The 18671-nt window shown below is 38.8% G+C and carries 19 protein-coding genes; 14 read left to right on the top strand and 5 right to left on the bottom strand.

What is annotated here, in order from left to right; all coding sequences use genetic code 11:
* Nucleotides 1–7: 7 nt before the first annotated feature.
* From dinG to nth, 8 genes are all read left to right on the top strand, one after another.
* Nucleotides 8–2809 carry an ATP-dependent DNA helicase DinG gene (gene dinG / locus LQ226_RS04360; RefSeq protein WP_231416614.1) on the top strand — a complete coding sequence of 934 codons (2802 nt, stop codon included), beginning with the start codon at nt 8–10 and terminating at the stop codon, nt 2807–2809.
* Nucleotides 2810–2867: 58 nt separating this feature from the next.
* On the top strand, nt 2868–3653 hold the full coding sequence (locus LQ226_RS04355) for a ComEC/Rec2 family competence protein (protein ID WP_231416612.1): 786 nt from the start codon (nt 2868–2870) through the stop codon (nt 3651–3653).
* 312 nt (nt 3654–3965) lie between these two features.
* Nucleotides 3966–4139 (top strand): YpmA family protein, encoded by a 174-nt coding sequence (locus LQ226_RS04350; RefSeq protein ID WP_231416610.1) that lies wholly within the window; start codon nt 3966–3968, stop codon nt 4137–4139.
* On the top strand, nt 4099–4626 hold the full coding sequence (locus LQ226_RS04345) for a cell wall elongation regulator TseB-like domain-containing protein (RefSeq protein WP_231416608.1): 528 nt from the start codon (nt 4099–4101) through the stop codon (nt 4624–4626). Before LQ226_RS04350 ends, LQ226_RS04345 begins: the two co-directional genes overlap by 41 nt.
* Nucleotides 4627–4654: 28 nt before the next feature.
* Nucleotides 4655–5839: a pyridoxal phosphate-dependent aminotransferase gene (locus tag LQ226_RS04340; RefSeq protein WP_231416607.1), complete on the top strand. Its 1185-nt coding sequence runs from the start codon at nt 4655–4657 to the stop codon at nt 5837–5839.
* 20 nt (nt 5840–5859) lie between these two features.
* A complete protein-coding gene (gene asnS / locus LQ226_RS04335; RefSeq protein WP_231416606.1) occupies nt 5860–7152 on the top strand; it encodes an asparagine--tRNA ligase in 1293 nt (430 codons plus the stop codon).
* A gap of 96 nt (nt 7153–7248) precedes the next feature.
* Nucleotides 7249–7986 (top strand): DnaD domain-containing protein, encoded by a 738-nt coding sequence (locus LQ226_RS04330; protein ID WP_354665905.1) that lies wholly within the window; start codon nt 7249–7251, stop codon nt 7984–7986.
* Between the two features lie 17 nt (nt 7987–8003).
* Entirely contained in the window at nt 8004–8666 is a 663-nt protein-coding gene (gene nth / locus LQ226_RS04325; RefSeq protein WP_231416605.1) for an endonuclease III, read from the top strand.
* A gap of 33 nt (nt 8667–8699) precedes the next feature.
* On the opposite strand, the gene LQ226_RS04320 is transcribed toward nth, so the two are convergent.
* Complete coding sequence (locus tag LQ226_RS04320; protein WP_231416604.1) at nt 8700–11324, bottom strand: PBP1A family penicillin-binding protein; 2625 nt, start codon at nt 11322–11324, stop codon at nt 8700–8702.
* 18 nt (nt 11325–11342) lie between these two features.
* Nucleotides 11343–11936 carry a Holliday junction resolvase RecU gene (gene recU, locus LQ226_RS04315; RefSeq protein ID WP_231416603.1) on the bottom strand — a complete coding sequence of 198 codons (594 nt, stop codon included), beginning with the start codon at nt 11934–11936 and terminating at the stop codon, nt 11343–11345.
* Nucleotides 11937–12062: 126 nt separating this feature from the next.
* Here recU and LQ226_RS04310 point away from each other — a divergent pair, with 126 nt between their 5' ends.
* Complete coding sequence (locus LQ226_RS04310; protein ID WP_231417568.1) at nt 12063–13004, top strand: DUF2515 family protein; 942 nt, start codon at nt 12063–12065, stop codon at nt 13002–13004.
* 48 nt (nt 13005–13052) lie between these two features.
* On the opposite strand, the gene LQ226_RS20890 is transcribed toward LQ226_RS04310, so the two are convergent.
* A complete protein-coding gene (locus LQ226_RS20890; protein WP_255687230.1) occupies nt 13053–13181 on the bottom strand; it encodes a hypothetical protein in 129 nt (42 codons plus the stop codon).
* 172 nt (nt 13182–13353) lie between these two features.
* On the opposite strand from LQ226_RS20890, the gene LQ226_RS04305 reads away from it, so the two are divergent.
* The gene (locus LQ226_RS04305; RefSeq protein WP_231416602.1) at nt 13354–13665 is read left to right on the top strand and encodes a hypothetical protein; all 312 of its coding nucleotides are present in this window, start codon (nt 13354–13356) and stop codon (nt 13663–13665) included.
* A gap of 46 nt (nt 13666–13711) precedes the next feature.
* Nucleotides 13712–14086, top strand: coding sequence for a DUF1798 family protein (locus tag LQ226_RS04300; protein WP_231416601.1), 375 nt, complete (start codon nt 13712–13714; stop codon nt 14084–14086).
* 27 nt (nt 14087–14113) lie between these two features.
* Here the strand turns inward: LQ226_RS04300 and LQ226_RS04295 are convergent, their stop codons facing one another.
* On the bottom strand, nt 14114–14254 hold the full coding sequence (locus LQ226_RS04295) for a hypothetical protein (RefSeq protein WP_231416599.1): 141 nt from the start codon (nt 14252–14254) through the stop codon (nt 14114–14116).
* Between the two features lie 156 nt (nt 14255–14410).
* Here LQ226_RS04295 and sigY point away from each other — a divergent pair, with 156 nt between their 5' ends.
* The 3 genes from sigY to LQ226_RS04280 are packed head-to-tail and all read left to right on the top strand — an operon-like array spanning nt 14411 to nt 15432.
* A complete protein-coding gene (gene sigY, locus LQ226_RS04290; protein ID WP_231416598.1) occupies nt 14411–14920 on the top strand; it encodes an RNA polymerase sigma factor SigY in 510 nt (169 codons plus the stop codon).
* Nucleotides 14913–15236, top strand: a complete 324-nt coding sequence (locus tag LQ226_RS04285; RefSeq protein ID WP_231416597.1) for a DUF5345 family protein — start codon at nt 14913–14915, stop codon at nt 15234–15236. Before sigY ends, LQ226_RS04285 begins: the two co-directional genes overlap by 8 nt.
* Nucleotides 15223–15432 (top strand): sigma-Y antisigma factor component, encoded by a 210-nt coding sequence (locus LQ226_RS04280; RefSeq protein ID WP_231416595.1) that lies wholly within the window; start codon nt 15223–15225, stop codon nt 15430–15432. Before LQ226_RS04285 ends, LQ226_RS04280 begins: the two co-directional genes overlap by 14 nt.
* Before the next feature lie 133 nt (nt 15433–15565).
* On the opposite strand, the gene LQ226_RS04275 is transcribed toward LQ226_RS04280, so the two are convergent.
* Entirely contained in the window at nt 15566–18637 is a 3072-nt protein-coding gene (locus LQ226_RS04275) for an efflux RND transporter permease subunit (RefSeq protein ID WP_231416593.1), read from the bottom strand.
* Nucleotides 18638–18671: the final 34 nt, after the last annotated feature.

The following is an 18671-nucleotide window of genomic DNA, read 5'->3' as shown; positions in this document are numbered from 1 at the left end:
TGAACCAATGGCTAAGTTTGTAGTTGTTGATTTGGAAACAACAGGTCATAGCCCTAAAAAAGGGGATAAAATAATTGAAATTGGTATGGTTACAATTGAAGATGGCGTCATAACTGATCAATATAAATCCTTCATCCATCCTGAACAACCCATACCGAGTTTTATCAGTCAACTAACTGGGATCCAAGATAAGGATGTTCAGGGGGCTCCTTTATTCGATGAAATTGTTGATGATGTGATGTCCAGACTAGAGGGGGCTTATTTTGTTGCCCACCATGTAGAATTTGATCTTGGATTTTTAAATTATGCGATTCAAGAGGTGACAGGTAAGCAGCTGACCATGCCAGTGCTTGATACGGTGGAACTAGCGCGTATCCTTATGCCGCAAGCACCTGGGTACAAATTGGGGCAGTTAGCTGAATATTTTAAAGTCTCACATAAAGACCCACATAGGGCTCTCGCAGATGCTTTTGTTACCGGAGAAATCCTTCTGAAGTTATTACATAAAGCCAAAGGATTGCCGTATGAGACTTTGTCCCACTTACTTCAACTAGAAGGGAAACTGAAAAGCGACGTCAGTGAATTATTACAAGGTGTCGTGAATGAGAAAGCCTTTTCTGTACATGATGATTCTGAAATGGACCTTTATAGAGGAATTGCGGTCAGAAAGCAAGAAGACCCAAATGAAAATAATGATGAACCCCAAGAAGGTTTTGCTCCCTTTTTAGAGCACACATTTAAAGAGAACGGTTACTTGCACAAGTATATGGAGCGGTATGAGGACCGTGAAGGCCAAAGAGAAATGGCTACAACCATTTATGATGCCTTTCAGTCTCATTCTCATGCGTTAATTGAAGCAGAGACAGGAACCGGTAAATCGCTTGGTTATTTAATACCATCTCTTTATGAAGCAGTCATGACAGGAGAAAGAATAGTTGTTAGTACACATACGACTCAATTACAATCTCAGTTAATTGAAAAGGAACTCCCTTTTCTTCAGAAATCTATGCCTTTTTCGTTTAAAGCGGCTCTTTTAAAAGGAAAGCAACATTATCTTAGTTTGAAGAAATTTGAGCATGAGCTTTTTTCACCAACAGCGGATAACTACGATGTGGTGTTAACAAAAGCCATGATTCTAGTGTGGTTAACCGAGACGACAACAGGGGATCGGGATGAGATCCAATTGCCTTCAAGCGGACAGATATTTTGGAGGAAAGTGTCTGCTGAAGCAGAAAATGTTGATCCAAAGTCTTCGTGGTACCGTCTTTCCTTCTATCAACGAGCCAAGAAAAGAGCTCAAAAAGCAAATATTATCGTAACCAACCATTCATTACTGTGTACGGATATTATCCGTTCGAATGGATTGATTTCATCCTATAAAAAAATTATCGTTGATGAGGCTCATCACCTTGAAGCTTCTGCAGCAAAACATTTTGGCTTGAGATTAGACTATATAACCATCCAATATTTAATTAATGAAATGGGCGGAAACCAAAAAGGGGATTGGATGTACAACATGTTATCATCCTACCCAGAGCTATCTATGCGACTTGATTTATCCAAATGGGATCAGTATATGCAAAACATTCGAGAAGAGGCTGATGAACTGTTCCGATATATTTTCTCTTATGTCATTCAGAAGCATAATGCTGAAATTTCTTTAAATGATGTAGGTCGCTTTCAGTATCGATACCAAAAAGAACAAGAAGATCCATCAGCCTGGAGAACGATTGAGGAGATGACTCACCGGGTTTCGTTTTATCTTCGTGATGCCATACAGTTTCTTCATCACTGTAAGCAGTACATTACAATGGCTGAAACGAGTAATGAAGCGATGAGGTGGACAGAAGATATTTCGATGTATATGGAGCGCTTAGAGACAATTATAGACGGGTTACGCATACTGTTGATAGAAGATCAAGCAAACCTTGTGAAATGGATTGAATTAGAAGCTTATGGCGCAAAAAATGCTGTGTTCTTGTACAGTGAACCGATTGAAATAGCTTCTATGTTGGCTGAACATTTCTTTAATAAGAAAGAAAGTGTCATTCTTACTAGTGCTACACTTACGATGAAAGATTCTTTCTCCTTTATGTTAAAACGGTTAGGTTTATCAAAGGAAGAAACCATTCAATATAAAATTCCTTCTCCATTTAAGTATGAGGAACAAGTGCAGCTTCTTATCCCAAATGATTTTCCTAGTGTTAAATATGGGGATCAAGAATCATTTATACACGCGACGTGTGAGGCTATTTATTCTCTCGCTACTGTCACTGAGGGGCGTATGCTTGTATTGTTTACATCCTATGACATGTTGAAGAAGACCTATTATGTGATGAAGGAATTAATGGAACAAGAAGAATTTATGCTAATCGCACAAGGGATATCCAGTGGCAGTCGAACCCGCTTAAAAAAGAATTTTCAAGCATTTGATCGGTCCATTCTATTTGGTACGAGCTCCTTTTGGGAAGGGGTGGATATACCAGGGGAAGATTTAACATCACTTGTCATTGTGCGCCTTCCATTCCAGCCACCTGACCATCCTGTGTATGAAGCTAAGTCTCAAGCTTTAAAAGAATCAGGAAAGAATGCATTCATGGAACTTTCCTTACCAAATGCTGTTCTTCGATTTAAGCAAGGGTTTGGTAGACTAATTCGTTCAAGTTCTGATCGAGGAATTGTATTGGTATGTGACGACCGAATTATGAAAGCGAAATATGGAAAATACTTTTTGGACTCCATTCCTGATTTACCTGTGCATTTCGAAAGTACAACAACGTTGATGAAGAAAGCACAAGACTGGCTATAATAGACTGACGGAAAAAAGCACATCCTAAAGGTGTAGTTTACGTAAGGGTGTGACTAGTATGAGAAGATTACTTATCATGTTCTTCGTCATTTTCTCTATTCATGGACAGCAGGTTGACGCTGAACGGATGATACTGGATAAGAATGAAGCTATATTCGTTTTTCTTTCTCTTCCCGATGGAGAGGCCATGCTTATCCAAACTGGCAGAGGGAAGGATTTTTTGGTTAATACAGCTTCAAAAGCAAGTGAAGAGAAACTATTGGAACAGTTGGCCAATATTGGTGTTGACCAGTTAGACTCCATAATCCTAACGAATCAAGAACCTTCTACATGTGGAAATACTTCAAGAATTGTAGAGAGATATCATGTGGATGCTGTGATTCATGGAATGAGCGAAAAGAAGCTGTGTGCAGAATCAAGTAATCATGCTAAAGAAGTGATTTGGAAAGAGGGAGAGCTGCATGAACTGAATCCTGGATTGTCTGTTCGTGTTTTACCTTCAATAGACGGTAGTGATATGAGCTTATTCTTTATGTATGGGAAGACTTCGCTCATGTATTTAGCCAGCGGAGATATGGAATTAGAGCAAAAAATTGCGAATAGTTATCCGTTAAAAGCAGAGGTTATTAAGATAGCTGATTATGCACGTACACAATCACCAACCCTTCATTTCCTCGAAGAAGTGGATCCTCATGTGGCTATGGTCTATCCGCTTAAAGGGGCACGCCCTAATGAAGGTCTTTTAGAGCGATTACATGAATCGTGGATTGAAGTATATCAATTAAAGAAGACAGGAACGACGACAATTTTTTGTAATCTTGAGGACTATGAAGTATTGTCTTAGAAAAGGCTCACAATAGGTGAGCTTTTTCCCTTTAAATAATGTATTTGTAAAGCCAATGTAACCAGCACATATAAAAGGTAAAAGCCTTCAAAACCTAAAAAAAACTGCACGAATAACTTCGTGCAGCAAGAATGGGTTAGGAAGAAATTTTGAAAAAATGTGTAGCTTATCATCAAATTGTCAATGGATCATTGTTATAATAAAAAGGTGCTTTCCATTGGTGTACCTTTATGATGTGCACTTTCATGGAGAAATATGTGATCCAAAATTTGATAAGCACTAGAAAGAACGATTGACAGACGGAGGGTTATTATGGAGGAACAAAGAGTAGAAGTCATGTCTACGGTTCGGGTTGAGAAATCAAATGACCTGTATAAGATCGTGGATTCATTAAATCGTACTTTAAAAGACCAAAATTTAATGTTTGGATTAGCATTGGATGAGAATGATGAGAATACGGCTGTATTTACCATCTATAGAACATAAGTCGGGCAAACTCCTTTTAGCTTCTGTAATTATTATTACGTTAGTGTTGGGGTATTTAGGATATCTGTATTATGTCATTCAAGATGATAAAACAGCATCTTTTAACCCTTCAAAGGAAATAGCTCAAGCAGAAACATCCTTAACATCCGTAAATTCTGTTTCCCGCTACCATGGAATGCATCAATATGATATAGTAGCAGGCGTGGATGACAATGGAGAGAAGGGTATGGCCTTTATCCCTGTTACAGAAGGAAATGAAAAAGAAGAAGTAATTTATGTAACCGGGCAGGAAATAACTTCTAAGGAGACCATGCAACGACTTTGGAGTGATCAATGCATGAGTTGTACCTTTATTGAAATCAAGCCTGCCATTCATCAGGATGTTCCATTATGGGAGATAACCTATAAAGATGAAGACAACCGTTATGTATTTGACTACTATAAAATGGAGAATGGGAAGCGTTATGAAGTTTTCCGTTTAAAATAACAGACGTATATGAGGAGGGCTTATCGAAATGGAATTGGCAAAACGCGTTCAGACAATAACACCTTCAAGTACACTGGCAATAACAGCAAAAGCTAATGAGCTAAAGGCACAAGGCCATGATGTGATTGGACTTGGTGCAGGTGAGCCTGATTTTAATACACCAGAGCATATCTTACATGCAGCGAGTAAAGCAATGTTTGATGGGAAGACGAAATATACCCCTTCTGGCGGCATCAAAGAACTAAAGCAGGCCATTGTAAACAAGTTTCAGCACGATCAGGGTCTTACATATGAACTTGATCAGGTTATTGTCACTACTGGGGCCAAACACGCCTTATATACACTATTTCAAGTCTTACTAAACGAGGGCGATGAAGTTATTGTTCCAGCTCCTTATTGGGTAAGTTATCCTGAACAAATTAAGTTAGCTGGTGGCAAGCCTGTTATCGTTTCAGCTAAGGAGGAGAATCAATTTAAATTGACTCCGGATGAATTAGAGCAAGCGATTACAGATAAGACAAAGGCCGTCATTATTAATTCCCCGTCTAACCCAACTGGTATGGTTTATTCCAAAGGTGAATTAGAAGCACTTGGGGAAGTATGTGAGCGCCGTGATATCACGATTGTATCAGACGAGATCTATGAAACGCTCATATATGGAGATGAATCTCATACATCAGTAGCACAATTATCTCAAGAATTAAAAGACCGAACAATCATTATTAACGGTGTATCGAAATCACATGCTATGACCGGTTGGAGAATTGGATATGCTGTAGGAAGTAAAAAAGTCATTAAAGCTATGACAAATCTCGCTTCCCATTCAACATCTAATCCTACCTCAGTAGCCCAATACGCAGCTTTAGCAGCCTATACTTCATCTCAAGATGAAGTGGTAAACATGAAAAAGGCTTTTAGTGAACGTTTAGAAAAGCTTTACGGTTGGATAACAGCTATTCCTGGTATAACATGTGTTAAACCGCAGGGAGCGTTTTATTTGTTCCCGAATGTATCAGAAGCTGTTCAAGCTAATGGTTACGATTCAGTAGATGATTGGGTAAAAGCGATTCTAGAAGAAGAAAAAGTTGCACTTGTTCCAGGATCAGGGTTCGGGGCAGACCAAAACGTGCGTTTATCATATGCAACTTCTCTTGATCAATTAGAAGAAGCAGCGAAACGGATTCATCGATTTGTTAAAAAGCATCAATCATAAGTTTTTTGGAGGGAAAGATAGTGAAAACAACAATTTCAGAAGCACATAAACACGTCAATGAAGAAGTTACCATTGGCGCATGGCTAGCAAACAAACGCTCAAGTGGTAAGATTGCCTTCTTACAACTACGCGATGGAACAGGTTTTATACAAGGCGTTGTGGTTAAAGCAGACGTTGAAGAAGAAGCATTTAACCTCGCTAAAAGTGTTACACAAGAGTCATCTTTATACGTTACAGGAAAGATCGTAGAAGATACTCGTTCACCTTTTGGGTACGAAATGCAAGTAAGCTCTTTAGAAATTATTCATGAAGCGGTTGATTATCCAATTACACCGAAAAATCATGGTCCAGAATTCCTTCTAGATCATCGTCATTTATGGTTACGTTCGAAGAAACAACATGCCATTATGAAAGTACGTAACGAAATCATTCGTTCTACTTATGAGTTCTTTAACAATAATGGATACACTAAGATCGATCCACCGATTTTGACTGGGTCATCAGCAGAAGGAACAACAGAGCTATTCCATACGAAATATTTTGAAGAAGATGCTTACCTATCTCAAAGTGGTCAGTTATACATGGAAGCTGCCGCGATGGCATTTGGGAAAGTATTCTCATTTGGTCCTACATTCCGAGCAGAAAAGTCTAAGACGCGTCGTCACTTAATTGAATTTTGGATGATCGAACCTGAAATGGCGTTTATGGACCATAATGATAGCCTTGAAGTACAAGAACAATACGTCTCTCATGTCGTACAGTCCGTTCTTGAAAATTGTAAATTAGAACTTCAGGCTCTTGAGAGAGATACGGAGAAACTTGAAAAAATTCAAGCACCGTTCCCTCGTATTACGTATGATGATGCTATTCAATTACTGAAAGAAAAAGGCTTTGATGATATTGAATGGGGCGAAGATTTCGGAGCTCCTCACGAAACAGCTATAGCAGAAAGCTATGACAAGCCTGTATTCATTACTCATTATCCATTAGATATTAAAGCCTTCTATATGAAACCAGACCCAGAGCGTCAAGACGTTGCGTTGTGCGCTGATCTAATCGCTCCTGAAGGGTACGGTGAAATCATTGGCGGAAGTCAACGTATTGATGATTTAGAGCTTATGGAACAGCGTTATGAAGAACATGGTCTTACAGGTGACGCTTATCAGTGGTATTTAGAGCTTCGTAAATACGGTAGCGTACCTCATTCCGGTTTCGGTCTTGGTTTGGAGCGAACAGTTGCGTGGATTACAGGGATCGAGCACGTTCGAGAAACGATTCCATTCCCTCGCTTATTAAACCGTCTATATCCATAAGGCAATAAGCATACTATTGCGAAAGCTCCCAAACTTTGGGAGCTTTTTCATTCATTGGCTGTCGGTTTAGTGAATAAATCATGTTACAATCAGTGAATGAATCATATCGGTGTAAATAAAGGTAGAGGTGAGCAGGATATTATGAACGGAATTGCAACACTAATGAAAGACCAACTAGCATTGCCTAAACGGTTGTTAACGAATTATAGACAATTGGGTTTAACAGAGAGCGATGTAATGGTGTTGTTACACATTCATCGCTTCCAATCAGAGGGGAATGATTTCCCAACACCTTCAGAACTGTCTGATTTCCTTTCTATCAATGAATACGAGTGTTCCCAGGTGCTAAGGAAATTAATACAAAAAGGGTATTTGAGTATTGAGCAAAGCACTGATGAGCAAGTGCTTAATGAAGTTTATTCATTATACGGTTTATGGGAATCACTTGTTGAAGAGCAAGGGGAAGCCTATCGAACCCAAAATGAGGAACCTGAACAACCAAATATGTTTGTGTTATTTGAACAAGAGTTTGGTCGAGCGTTATCACCGTTTGAAATTGAAACCATTAACATTTGGATTGATGAAGACGCACAGGAACCAGCCCTTATAAAAGCTGCTTTAAGAGAAGCAGTTCTCATGGGGAAATTAAATTTTAAATACATTGACCGTATTTTACGGGAATGGAAGAAAAAAGGGATTCGCTCAGTCCAAGATGCGAGGGAAGCAAGTAAGTCATTCAGGGGTCAGCAAAGTAAACAGAATCAAAATAGTGAGCAAAATAACCAACAAAGAGATGTTTCTATTTATTACAACTGGTTGGATGATGACGCATAGATGGAAGGGGAGAGGATATGCTGAATCAAACGCAGATTAAGACGGTGTTACGAACATTAGAAGATATGTTCCCGCATGCTGATTGTGAACTTGAGCATGACAATCCCTTTGAGTTATTGGTTGCAGTGGTTTTGTCAGCTCAATGTACGGATGCATTGGTGAATAAAGTAACAAAAGACTTGTTCCAAAAATACAAAACTCCAGAAGATTATGTGAACGTCTCGCTTGAAGAACTCCAGCAAGATATTCGTTCCATCGGGCTTTATCGAAATAAGTCTAAAAATATCAGAAAGCTAAGTCAAATGCTGATTGATGAATATGGTGGAGAGGTCCCCCAAACGAAAGAAGAGCTTGAGAAACTTGCAGGCGTTGGAAGGAAAACAGCAAACGTGGTAAGCGCTGTTGCCTTTGGAGAACCCGCTATTGCAGTAGACACACATGTTGAACGTGTATCCAAGCGACTTGGGATTTGTAGGTGGAAGGATTCAGTTCTTGAGGTGGAAAAGACCCTCATGCGTAAAGTACCAAAAGAACAATGGAGCCCGACGCACCACCGCATGATATTCTTTGGGAGATATCATTGTAAAGCTCAGAACCCTCAATGTGAGGTTTGTCCACTGTTAGAACTTTGCAGGGAAGGGCAAAAGAGAATGAAAAAGGCCAATAAAATAAATTCTTAAAAAAAGATCGATCCGTTAGGATCGATCTTTTTGTTACCCATTATTTTCGTTATTTGTTTCTCCTTCATCAGGTTGGTCATCTGTCTGATCTGTATTCGTTTCTTCATCTGAATTCGTTTCTTGATTAGGGTTTTGATCGGATCCACCACCGGATTGACCACCTTCTGTGTCCTCACTCTCTCCTTCATTTTCTTCATTATTACCATTACCATTACCGTTATTGTTTTCATTTCCATTGCCGTTACCGTTACCGTTACCGTTCTCATTATTATTACCATTACCGTTTCCATTATTGTCGTTATTCTCATCGTCATTTCCGTCCAAGCCGTCTAGGAGGTCATTTTCATCCTCATCTGTTGGAATCTCTATTTGCACAGATTGAGGTGAACTAGTGTTTCCATCATTTCGTTCACTGACTGCTATGACTTCAAATGAGTAGGTTTCCCCAGGCTGCGCATTAGGGATATCAATTTTAGTTTCTTTTATGCCTTCTGTAATTGTTTGAGGCTGCGCTCCTTGAGTAGCTCCATTAACCGTAAAGGTAACCGGACGTTTCTTATCTTGTTTATATTTCCATGATAGTGTAATGCTTTGTTTACCTTGATCATAGTTCGCTTGTAAGTTTTGGACAGGGTCTAATTGATCATAAGCTTGAGAGGTATTCGTTGGCTCTGTCCCTTTAACAAATAGCTCGTAGCGAATAAGATTGCTTGGGGTATAATCACTAGGGAGTTTCCCAGGATTAGTACCTGCCTCAACTTTTGATTCTACAACAGATGCTGGCTTTTTAAAGTCAGCGGTTTCCTTACCTTGAGAGATATGACTCATCAATTGTTTAAAGTACTTTTGTGGGATCTTTGTGTCTGGAACTTCTCTTTCCTCTGTTCCATACCCCGTCCATACCGCTATGGTGTAGTTGGTTGTATAACCGGCGAACCATGCGTTCTTATCGTCGTTCGTTGTACCTGTTTTACCGGCGACAGGAAGACCTGGTATGTTAGCAGCAGTACCGGTTCCTGAGGTTACAACATCTTTCATCATATCTGTCACCATATAGGCCGTGTAATCTTTCATAGCAACATTTGATTCTGATTTAAATTCAATCGGCTCACTGCCATCCTGAAATTCAATCCGTTTAACAGAATATGCTTCATTGTGAACCCCTTCGTTCCCGAAGGCACTGTAAGCTTCTGCAAGTTCAAGAGGGGTAACGGTTTGCCCACCCCCGATAGCGTTTGATTCATAAAAGGCTGGTTGAGTAAAGTCAATTCCTAAGCCTTCAGCAAAGGACTGCGCTTTATCAAATCCTACCGCATTTAATGTTTTTACAGCGGGAACGTTAATGGAGTCCGCCAAGGCTTTTCGAATCGACATTTGACCTCTGTGCCCTGTGTAATAGTTTTTAACCTCTTTACTTGAATCGGTCTGATAATAATATTTCTCATCCACTAGCTGGTGGTGAGTGGACCATTTAAGATATTCAATGGCAGGTCCATAATCAATAATCGGTTTAAAGGTTGAACCAGGCTGCGATCCACCATCAATGGCATAATTAAATGTGGCATTGATTCCTTCTGTATTACGTCCACCTGCGATCGCTCTGATGGCGCCCGTTTTCGTGTCTATAACAGCACCGGCTGTTTGCAGTTCTTTATCAGGAAATTTAATTCCATCCTTAAGGAGTTGCTCTGCTTTTTGTTGTGCATTGGGATCTAGTGTTGTGTAAACTTTAAGTCCATCTTCATAAACATTGACATCATCCACTTTCGCTTGAACCTCTTTTAAGACTTGCTCAATGAACGCATCATATGGAATGTTGGTCTCAGTTTGTTTTGAAAGCATGGACTCTACTGTAACGTCTTGGGCTTTCTTAGCTTCTTCTTCTGTTATTTTCTCATGTTGAACCATTAGGTCCAGTACAATATTTTTACGTTTCTGAGCGGCTTCTGGATGCTTATAAGGGTCATAAGCTGCTGGTCGCTGTGGTAGCCCGGCTAATAGTGCTGCCTCTGGTAATGTAAGTTCATTCAGGTCTTTATTAAAATAAAGTTTTGCAGCACTTGCAACTCCATAAGCATTATTAGCATAGTAGATCTTATTTAAATACATCGAAAGGATTTGTTGTTTCGAGTACTTTTGTTCTAGCTTAAGTGCAAGCCATTGTTCCTGTACCTTACGTTCAATCGATTTCTTTGGACTTAGGAAGGAACGCTTTACGACTTGTTGGGTGATCGTACTGGCTCCTTGTGCTCCGAAGCCTTCCGTAATATTAGCATAAATGGCTCCGCCAATTCGCTGAAGATCGATACCAAAATGATCATAAAATCGAACATCTTCTGTTGCGAGGACTGCATTTTCTAATACTTCAGGAATATCTTCATAAGAAATTTTTGTTCGCTTCTGTGTTCCAAGTTCAGCAAACAATTCGTTATTTACATCATATAGCTTAGTAGAATACGGATCTGATAATTTCGCTTCATCTAAATCAGGAGCGCCTTGTACATAGTAAACAAAAAGACCGCCTCCTAGTACAGCTCCTACGATTCCTATGATGAGCAATGTTGTGAATATACGTTTAAATAAGGATTTCTTTCCAGTTTGTTTACTTTGCTTTTGTTGTTTCTTTCTTGCAGCTCGAGATTGGCTATTTTCGGCCATGTCCCATCTTCCTCCGTTCTAAAAGTATAAGTCATCCAACACCTGTAAATAATCTACGCGGATTTTGAACTTAAGTGGAATGATATACCCATGTGTTACGATCTCTTGATAGGGGATCGATTTCCTTCCCCCATCTTTTTGACGTTCCCAATAAGGGAAAAGTTTCTCTGCTGGGAGTAAATAGGTTTCTTCTAACGTAGTAAATCGAATAATTAAAAAACAAATGCCATTATGTTCACAAACTTGTTTCATATGGTCTATTTGATGCTTGTGAATATTTGCGAGTGGGAAGGATGTCTTGTTTTTAGTTTCCTTCGCTTCAAAATCAATATACCTACCCTTGTAAATTCCATTATAGTCCGTTGTTGATGCCTGTTTGAAATACGCTTCTTTGATGACAGCTGCACTTCGTTTTGGGAAATCTACATTAACAATTTGAACAGGTGTAGGTTTTTTGTGAATGACAGCCCGATTTAACGTTAAATACGCTTTATTTGTTTGATTAATGTCTTCTTCTAATGTCATGCCACGATTAGAGAAGTCCGGTTTGGATGAAGGGCGTTTCCTGTTTGAGGAAGAAACGTCGCCTTTTTTTCCGTTTGGATAATTCATGAAATGTGCCCTCCCTGTGCATGATAGTATCATATCAGAAATGATAAAAAAATGAGAACAAAAATGTGAAAAAATCCGTAAATCTCGCTTTTTACCATCTTAAAGAGAGGTGATTCTTTGAATCAAGTGACAACCCCTGCCTTTATCCGATTTATCTTAAATGAAACAAAAGAAGGGAATAAAGATAACATATCCAGGTCAAAGTGCTATCAAAATTTTTACATGGACAATAGGGAGATTCACTGGGCATTCCTTGCGAGCATGGTGTCTAGAAATGCTGGATGGAATATGACTGATTTAAACGTATACCCTATGAGAGGGCTTTTACATGAAGACGTTCGCAAGCAGTTGTTTTTAACGTTTGAAAGAGCGAATTGGCTTATTTTCTCCGATGCCTACCCTCAACTACTTCTCTATAAGAAGTCTAAAGAATGTGGGGAGCCGTTATTTCACTACTTATCCTTACTTGGCGTTTCCCGGTTCATGATTCATGAGTGGACACACTTTTGGCATAATAGAGATAAAGTACGCCTTGTAAAAGCCCTTATTATTAATGAACAAAACGTGATACAAAAGCCTATAATTCAGCACCCATTTTTTAAGAAAAAAGTTTTCCATCAAGTTCCTTATTTATCACAAGATTTTTTCCATTTAAGTGCAGTTTTATTTCCAACTACGAAAGGAAATCTATACGGTGCTTCCGTACATGACTTTACACAGCTCACTAAACGAATATCGCTTGGAAAGAAGCTATATGGATTATTGTTTCATCCTAACTTTTATCCTTTATTTCATCAATTTGCTGTACAAACAGAACCTATAGGCTCAAGGATGGAATATGAGCAATATTTTCTTATGCCTATGTCTAAGACACCCATGCTCCGAACGATGTATCCAATCATCGAACACAAGGATAATATTCGTCAAGATTGGTACATTTCAGGGCGTTCTGTGAAGAAAAAGTGGTGGAAAGAAGAGCACTATAAGATGGGGGCAGATGTTAGTCATCGCTTTTATGCGAAGAAATACGCCCTGTTAGCATATCAGCAGTTAAAGCACCCGCAATAAGAAAAGAGCACCCAAGTAGAGGATGCTCTTTCTTTTTGACGTATTTTATTAAGTAGCTGGACGATTTTCACCGTCTAGTTTTGGGTTGCCGTCACCTTTAAAGTTTTCATTGCGTTGTTTTGGTTCACCATTTTTTAAAGGTTTTTGTGCTTGAGTATTGCGTCCTTTTTTACCCATGCTATCCCTCCTCGACAATAGTTTGTGCGGGATGCTCAAAAACATACGAATGAGGGGGGATTTTGGCGAAAGTCACTTTCTTTGTAGCTTTTCTTCTACTTTTGTCAGACAGAAAGGGATCTTTCTGTGAAAAGAGAATGTCTATATAAACATTCCTTGAGGAGGGTGCCACATGGCGGTAGCGGCTAAGAAAATTGAAATGTTTCAAAAAGGAGTATCAAAGTTTGAATTTGAACAAAATTGGGTTGAACTAATGGACCGTATCGAAATGGTGGACGAGAAGGTTTCGAGAAAAGCTGATGAGGTTGTAATGACAATGGTATTGGCCCATCGTCACGAAATTGAAGATCTTCAGTCTGAATTATATCGTCTGCAAGGTGAAGTAAAGAAACTTCAAAAGGAACAAAAAGGCTCATTATCCGTTCAAAGTGAAACTGGACAAGTTTCTAAACCGGGAAGTTTTTGGCGCCGAATTTTCAAGTGATTGTTGCTCCTTTTCATGTTAGAGTGGATAGGGGAGTGAGACAAAAGTGAATTCGCAATTATTGAAAGATATTTTAAAAATAAAAGAAGAACTTGAAAAACTAAAAGAACAGTTTTTACAATCTGAAAAGCCTGCTCAGAAAAAGGATCGTGCCTTATTTGAACGCGTGAAGACTGAGACATCGCCTCTGTTTAACTTAAATGAACAGTGGGCAACTAAGGCTGAACAATACTTAAAGGAACATCCAGGTGGTGCTGTTCATCCATTACAATTAAAAAATACTCGAGAAAATATAGAACTTGTTATTCTTCACAGTTACTACATTGATGTACCGAAAAAACGTTTCATGGAATTATACAATTCCATTCATTATGTATTAGATCAACTAGTTGAGGGACTAAGAAAAGAAAGCACCGAATAATCGGTGCTCTCTAAAGAGAAGGTGAAGCTATTCTTTAATGGCTCCACCTTTTTTTGTGTGCATATCCATTGCCTTGTCTTCGCCTACTTCCGCGAAACGTTTCGCTGTAAGAGGCTTTTCGTTCTCATGATTCTGGCGTTTTACTTTATAACCTTTACCTCGTCCCATCTTTGTTAACCTCCCTTCGTATTTCATACTTTATTATTTCTAAGGGAACGATGAACTATGCTAGAGGTGTGCAGATCAGAATAAAAAATAAAATCTAATTGAACGAATGAACCGGGGTACACGTTTCATCTATGAAGGGCGAAAAGGGGAGTGGTTATGGACGAAGATATTCTAAGAAAAATAAAGAACAAAGATCAACAAGCCCTCACACAACTATTACAAGATCATTATCAATTTCTTTATAAATATACGGTTCAGTTGACGGGAAATCCTGAAGATGCGAAGGACGTTACTCAAGAAACAATGGTGAAAGTAATCCGGTCGATTCACACTTATGAAAAGAAAGCCAAATTTTCAACTTGGCTCATTCGAATTGCTACGAACGTTTTCTTGGATATGAAGCGTAAGGAAAAAAGAAGAGAACACTATAAGAATGAACGACATGAGGAGGCCTGCTACCAACACAAAGGTATAGAATGGTCCGATACGTTAGAGGTTCTTTCTTCTCTTGAAGATGGTTATCGCATTCCTATTCTGTTAAAGCATTTATATGGTTACGAATATAAAGAAATCGGGAAGATAATGGGGCTAAAGGGTGGCACCGTTAAGTCTAGAGTACATTATGGCATTGAGATCCTCAGAAAGGAGTTGCAAGAAGATGACTAAGAATAGGGAGGGTTCTACTTTTCAACACAGATTGATCCATGAACTCCACGAATATCATGAATCCATAGAAGTGGAGGAGCCTGAGTTTGATCACCTCTTGCATCTTGTGCAAACAGAACAAGAAAAATGGCAGGAACGTATTTGGATAGAGTTGATGTTATTATGGGGGATCTCTGCATTTATTTTAACTTTACTTGCTCTGACATATGTTTATACTCCTCTTATATTTGGCTTATTTCAAGTCGCTGCTATTACCGGCCTTGCTATTTATTTTTATAAAGAAAAAGTAAAGGAGATGCGATATGACCCAAGTTGAACCAACAGAAGTTCCGGTCTTCATGTGGTGTTTAATCGTTCTTCTATTAGTGAGTCAAAGTACGTTTTTGTTCATTCAGGCAAAAAAAATCCATAAGACGCCTTGGTTTTGGGCGATCGTTGGACTTATTCAAGTTCCTATGCCAACTGTTGCTTTTTATTTAATGAAGAAATTGATTTGGGAGAAGAAAAGGTGAGAACTTGATTAATATGATTACGAGCATATCATACAATGCATAGGATGATTGGGGTATTTATCCATATATATAAAGGCACAGAGACCCTTCATGTCTCTGTGCCTTTTCTTACGTTTTTATTTTTCATTTTAATTTAAGATAGTGACTTTTTGCCATTTCGAATTCTGTACAGAATGAGATAAAACGCTGGTAGTAAAAGAAGTGTCAAAATGGTAGAGAATGCAAGACCCGCTACAATGGATACTGCCAGAGGTCTGAATAACACATCTCCACTTACGATAATTGGCACTAAGGCTGCGATTGATGTAAGCGTAGTTAAAATAATCGGACGTATACGAGCTCTACCTGCCTCAATGACAGCAGTGATGATAGACTCTGACGCACGGTAGTTCTGTTCAATGAATTCAATAAGAATGACAGAGTTACGCACTACAATTCCTGATAACGACACAATACCAAGAACAGCCAGGAAGCTCAGTGGCTGATTAGAAATAAAGAGGCCGATAATGGCTCCTGTAATCGCCAAGAACACAGTACTTGTAATCAGTAGTGGCATAAGCAATGAATTGAACTGAATGGCGATCACTAAATAGATTAAGAATAAGATGATCACAAACAGTTTAGATACTTCAATGAAGAATTCCTGCTGAGCATTTGCCTGCCCGCTTGTTGTAAAGGAATAGCCATTAGGCAATGTTTCCTCAAAGTCTGAGACAATTTGATTGGCGTCCTTTTGGAAATCATTTGAACCTTCTTCACCGTAAGCCTTTAAAGTGAGCGTTCTTTCTCCATCCAAATGAGGAATACTTCCGATTTGTTCGGTCTTTTCTTCGGAGATTAATTCATCTAAAGAAACAATTTCTGGTGCTCCATTTTGGTTCGCGGAAGGAGCGGCAATTTGTAAATTACTTAAATTAACTCCTGCTTCATCTCCATCATCTAACAGCACTTTCATAAAATATTTCTCCACTCCGTTGTCGAAAGTGGTTAACGGAATACCGGCACTAGCTGCTTGAATTTGGGAAGATATTTGATCTACGGATAAATTCAAATCTGCCATTTTCTCACGGTCAAGATTATATTCAATATAAGGTTGCTGATCATTCATGTTTAATGTAACGAGTTCAGCTCCATCAAGATCATTAATCTTTCCTTTCAGTTCATTTGATAAACTGAGCAGCTCTTCAATCTCTTCACCCTGAATCTTTACTTCAACAGGTGGACTAGGAGGAGGACCTGAAACAATCGTTTCTAAGAATATCTCAGCATCAGGATATTCCTCGCGTAACGGTTGTTCCCACTCGTTAATAAAACTTGATGCACTTGTTTGACTCTTGTCGACCCTTACTAAGATTTGCCCTGTGTATTCACCGCTTTGTTGTAATCCTGAACTAAATAGATTTGGCATACCGCTTCCAGCGAATACAGCTGTTTCATCAATTTTATTGCTTTTTTCTTGAATGAACTGTTCCATATCATTTAACTGTTCCTGAGTATTATCTAAAGTGGTTTCTTGAGGGTATGTTACCGATATTGTAACTTCCTGTCGATCTGCTTCAGGGAAAAACTCGAATGGAATACGAGTTACGAGTAAGGCTAGGAGGACACATACAAGAAGTCCTGAAAAACCAATGATGAATGGTCGTTTAGTTACTCGTGGAAGAATCCGATTTGCATACGTATCCTCTATACCATTAAATAAGGAGCCTAAAAGTCCCACCTTTTTTGGAGGTTTTTCTTGGTCTTTTCGCTTCCTTCGAATATATTGAACCGTCGGAATAAGTGTTAACGCCATAATAGTTGACGCAATAATGGTTGTAATAAGAGTGGTTGGTAAGGCTCTGATGAAATCTCCGTTTGAACCAGATATGAATGTTAATGGGAAGAAACTAAATATGATCATAAGAGTAGAAGTTATAATTGATACCCTTACTTCTTTCACCCCTTGAATAGTTCCTTGCCACGCACTATCCCCGAGTTGAAATCTCCGTTGGATATTATCATTTACCACAATCGCATCATCAACTAATATACCGATTGCAATAATTATCCCAATAATCGAAATTTGATTTAAGTCTACTCCAACATAAGGGAGTGGAATTAAACCAATTATAACGGAAATTGGAATTGAAATTGACACAAGTATCGCGGATGATACTGGTAATCCAAACAACATAATGATTAATACAGCGACTACAGAAATAGCAAAAGATGTCACGAGGCTTGTAAATACCTCTTCAATAATCGTGCTTTGTGTATAAAAACGATCCACATCTATGTTTGAAGGTAGATCATCGGATAAGAGATTTACTTCTTTAGTAATCTTATCTTGTAAGGCTGATATATTTTGACCTTCATTCGCCAAAATTGTTAGAGAAAGGGAAGGTTTCTCCTTATACGTAATAAGGTCTTCGGTTTCTTTTAAATTAAGAGAGATCGAGCCTACATCACTTAAAAACAGAGGGTCTCCATTACGCTTCTTACCTACTGATAAGGATTCTAGTTCTTTCCAATCCTCTGTCTTATTTAATAGAAGTTGATATTGCTCTCCGTTTTCTTCAGTTGTACCAATAGCGCCTGGAGAAAGCTCCTGGCTTAACGTTTGTGTAATTTGGAATGGAGATAATCCTTGATCGTTAAGGGCTTCTGAATCAAGTTCAACGAGTAATTGTTGCTCTGGTAGCCCTTTTACTTGAACCTGATCCACCCCTGCAATTCCTTCTAATGATTCCTTCCAGCTCTGAACAGAGCCACGAATGTCATAAAGTTCGTTGAAATCTTCAGCAGTCAGGTGGTAGGACGCCACAGCTGACATACGGAAATCGGTTTGAACACTAGGGTCCTGTACATTATCGGGGAATGTCCTCGATACATCAGATACAGTTTGGCGTATCTTTGAAAATACGGTTTGTCGGTTAGCGTCACCGGTTAAAGTGAGAGTAACAGATGAAAATCCAGTTGAAGAAACTGATTCGACACTATCAATTCCAGCTATATCCTCTACACCATCCTCAAAAGGATTAGTAATGGTGCTTTCTACCTCTTTTGGGGTGGCACCAGGGTAAACAGTAGAAATGGTAGCAATGTTTACATTGATCTCAGGTATCTCCCTTTTTGGCAACTGTACATATGTAAAGATGCCTGTAAATACTAATAAAAGTATAAATATCCATACAATCTTACGATATTTTAGTATCCAGTTCATACATTTCCTCCTCATTCTTTTGTCTTAATATATA

This window comes from Pontibacillus sp. HN14, assembly GCF_021129245.1.
GTDB lineage: Bacteria > Bacillota > Bacilli > Bacillales > BH030062 > Pontibacillus.
This window is presented reverse-complemented; position numbering and strand designations above follow the sequence as displayed.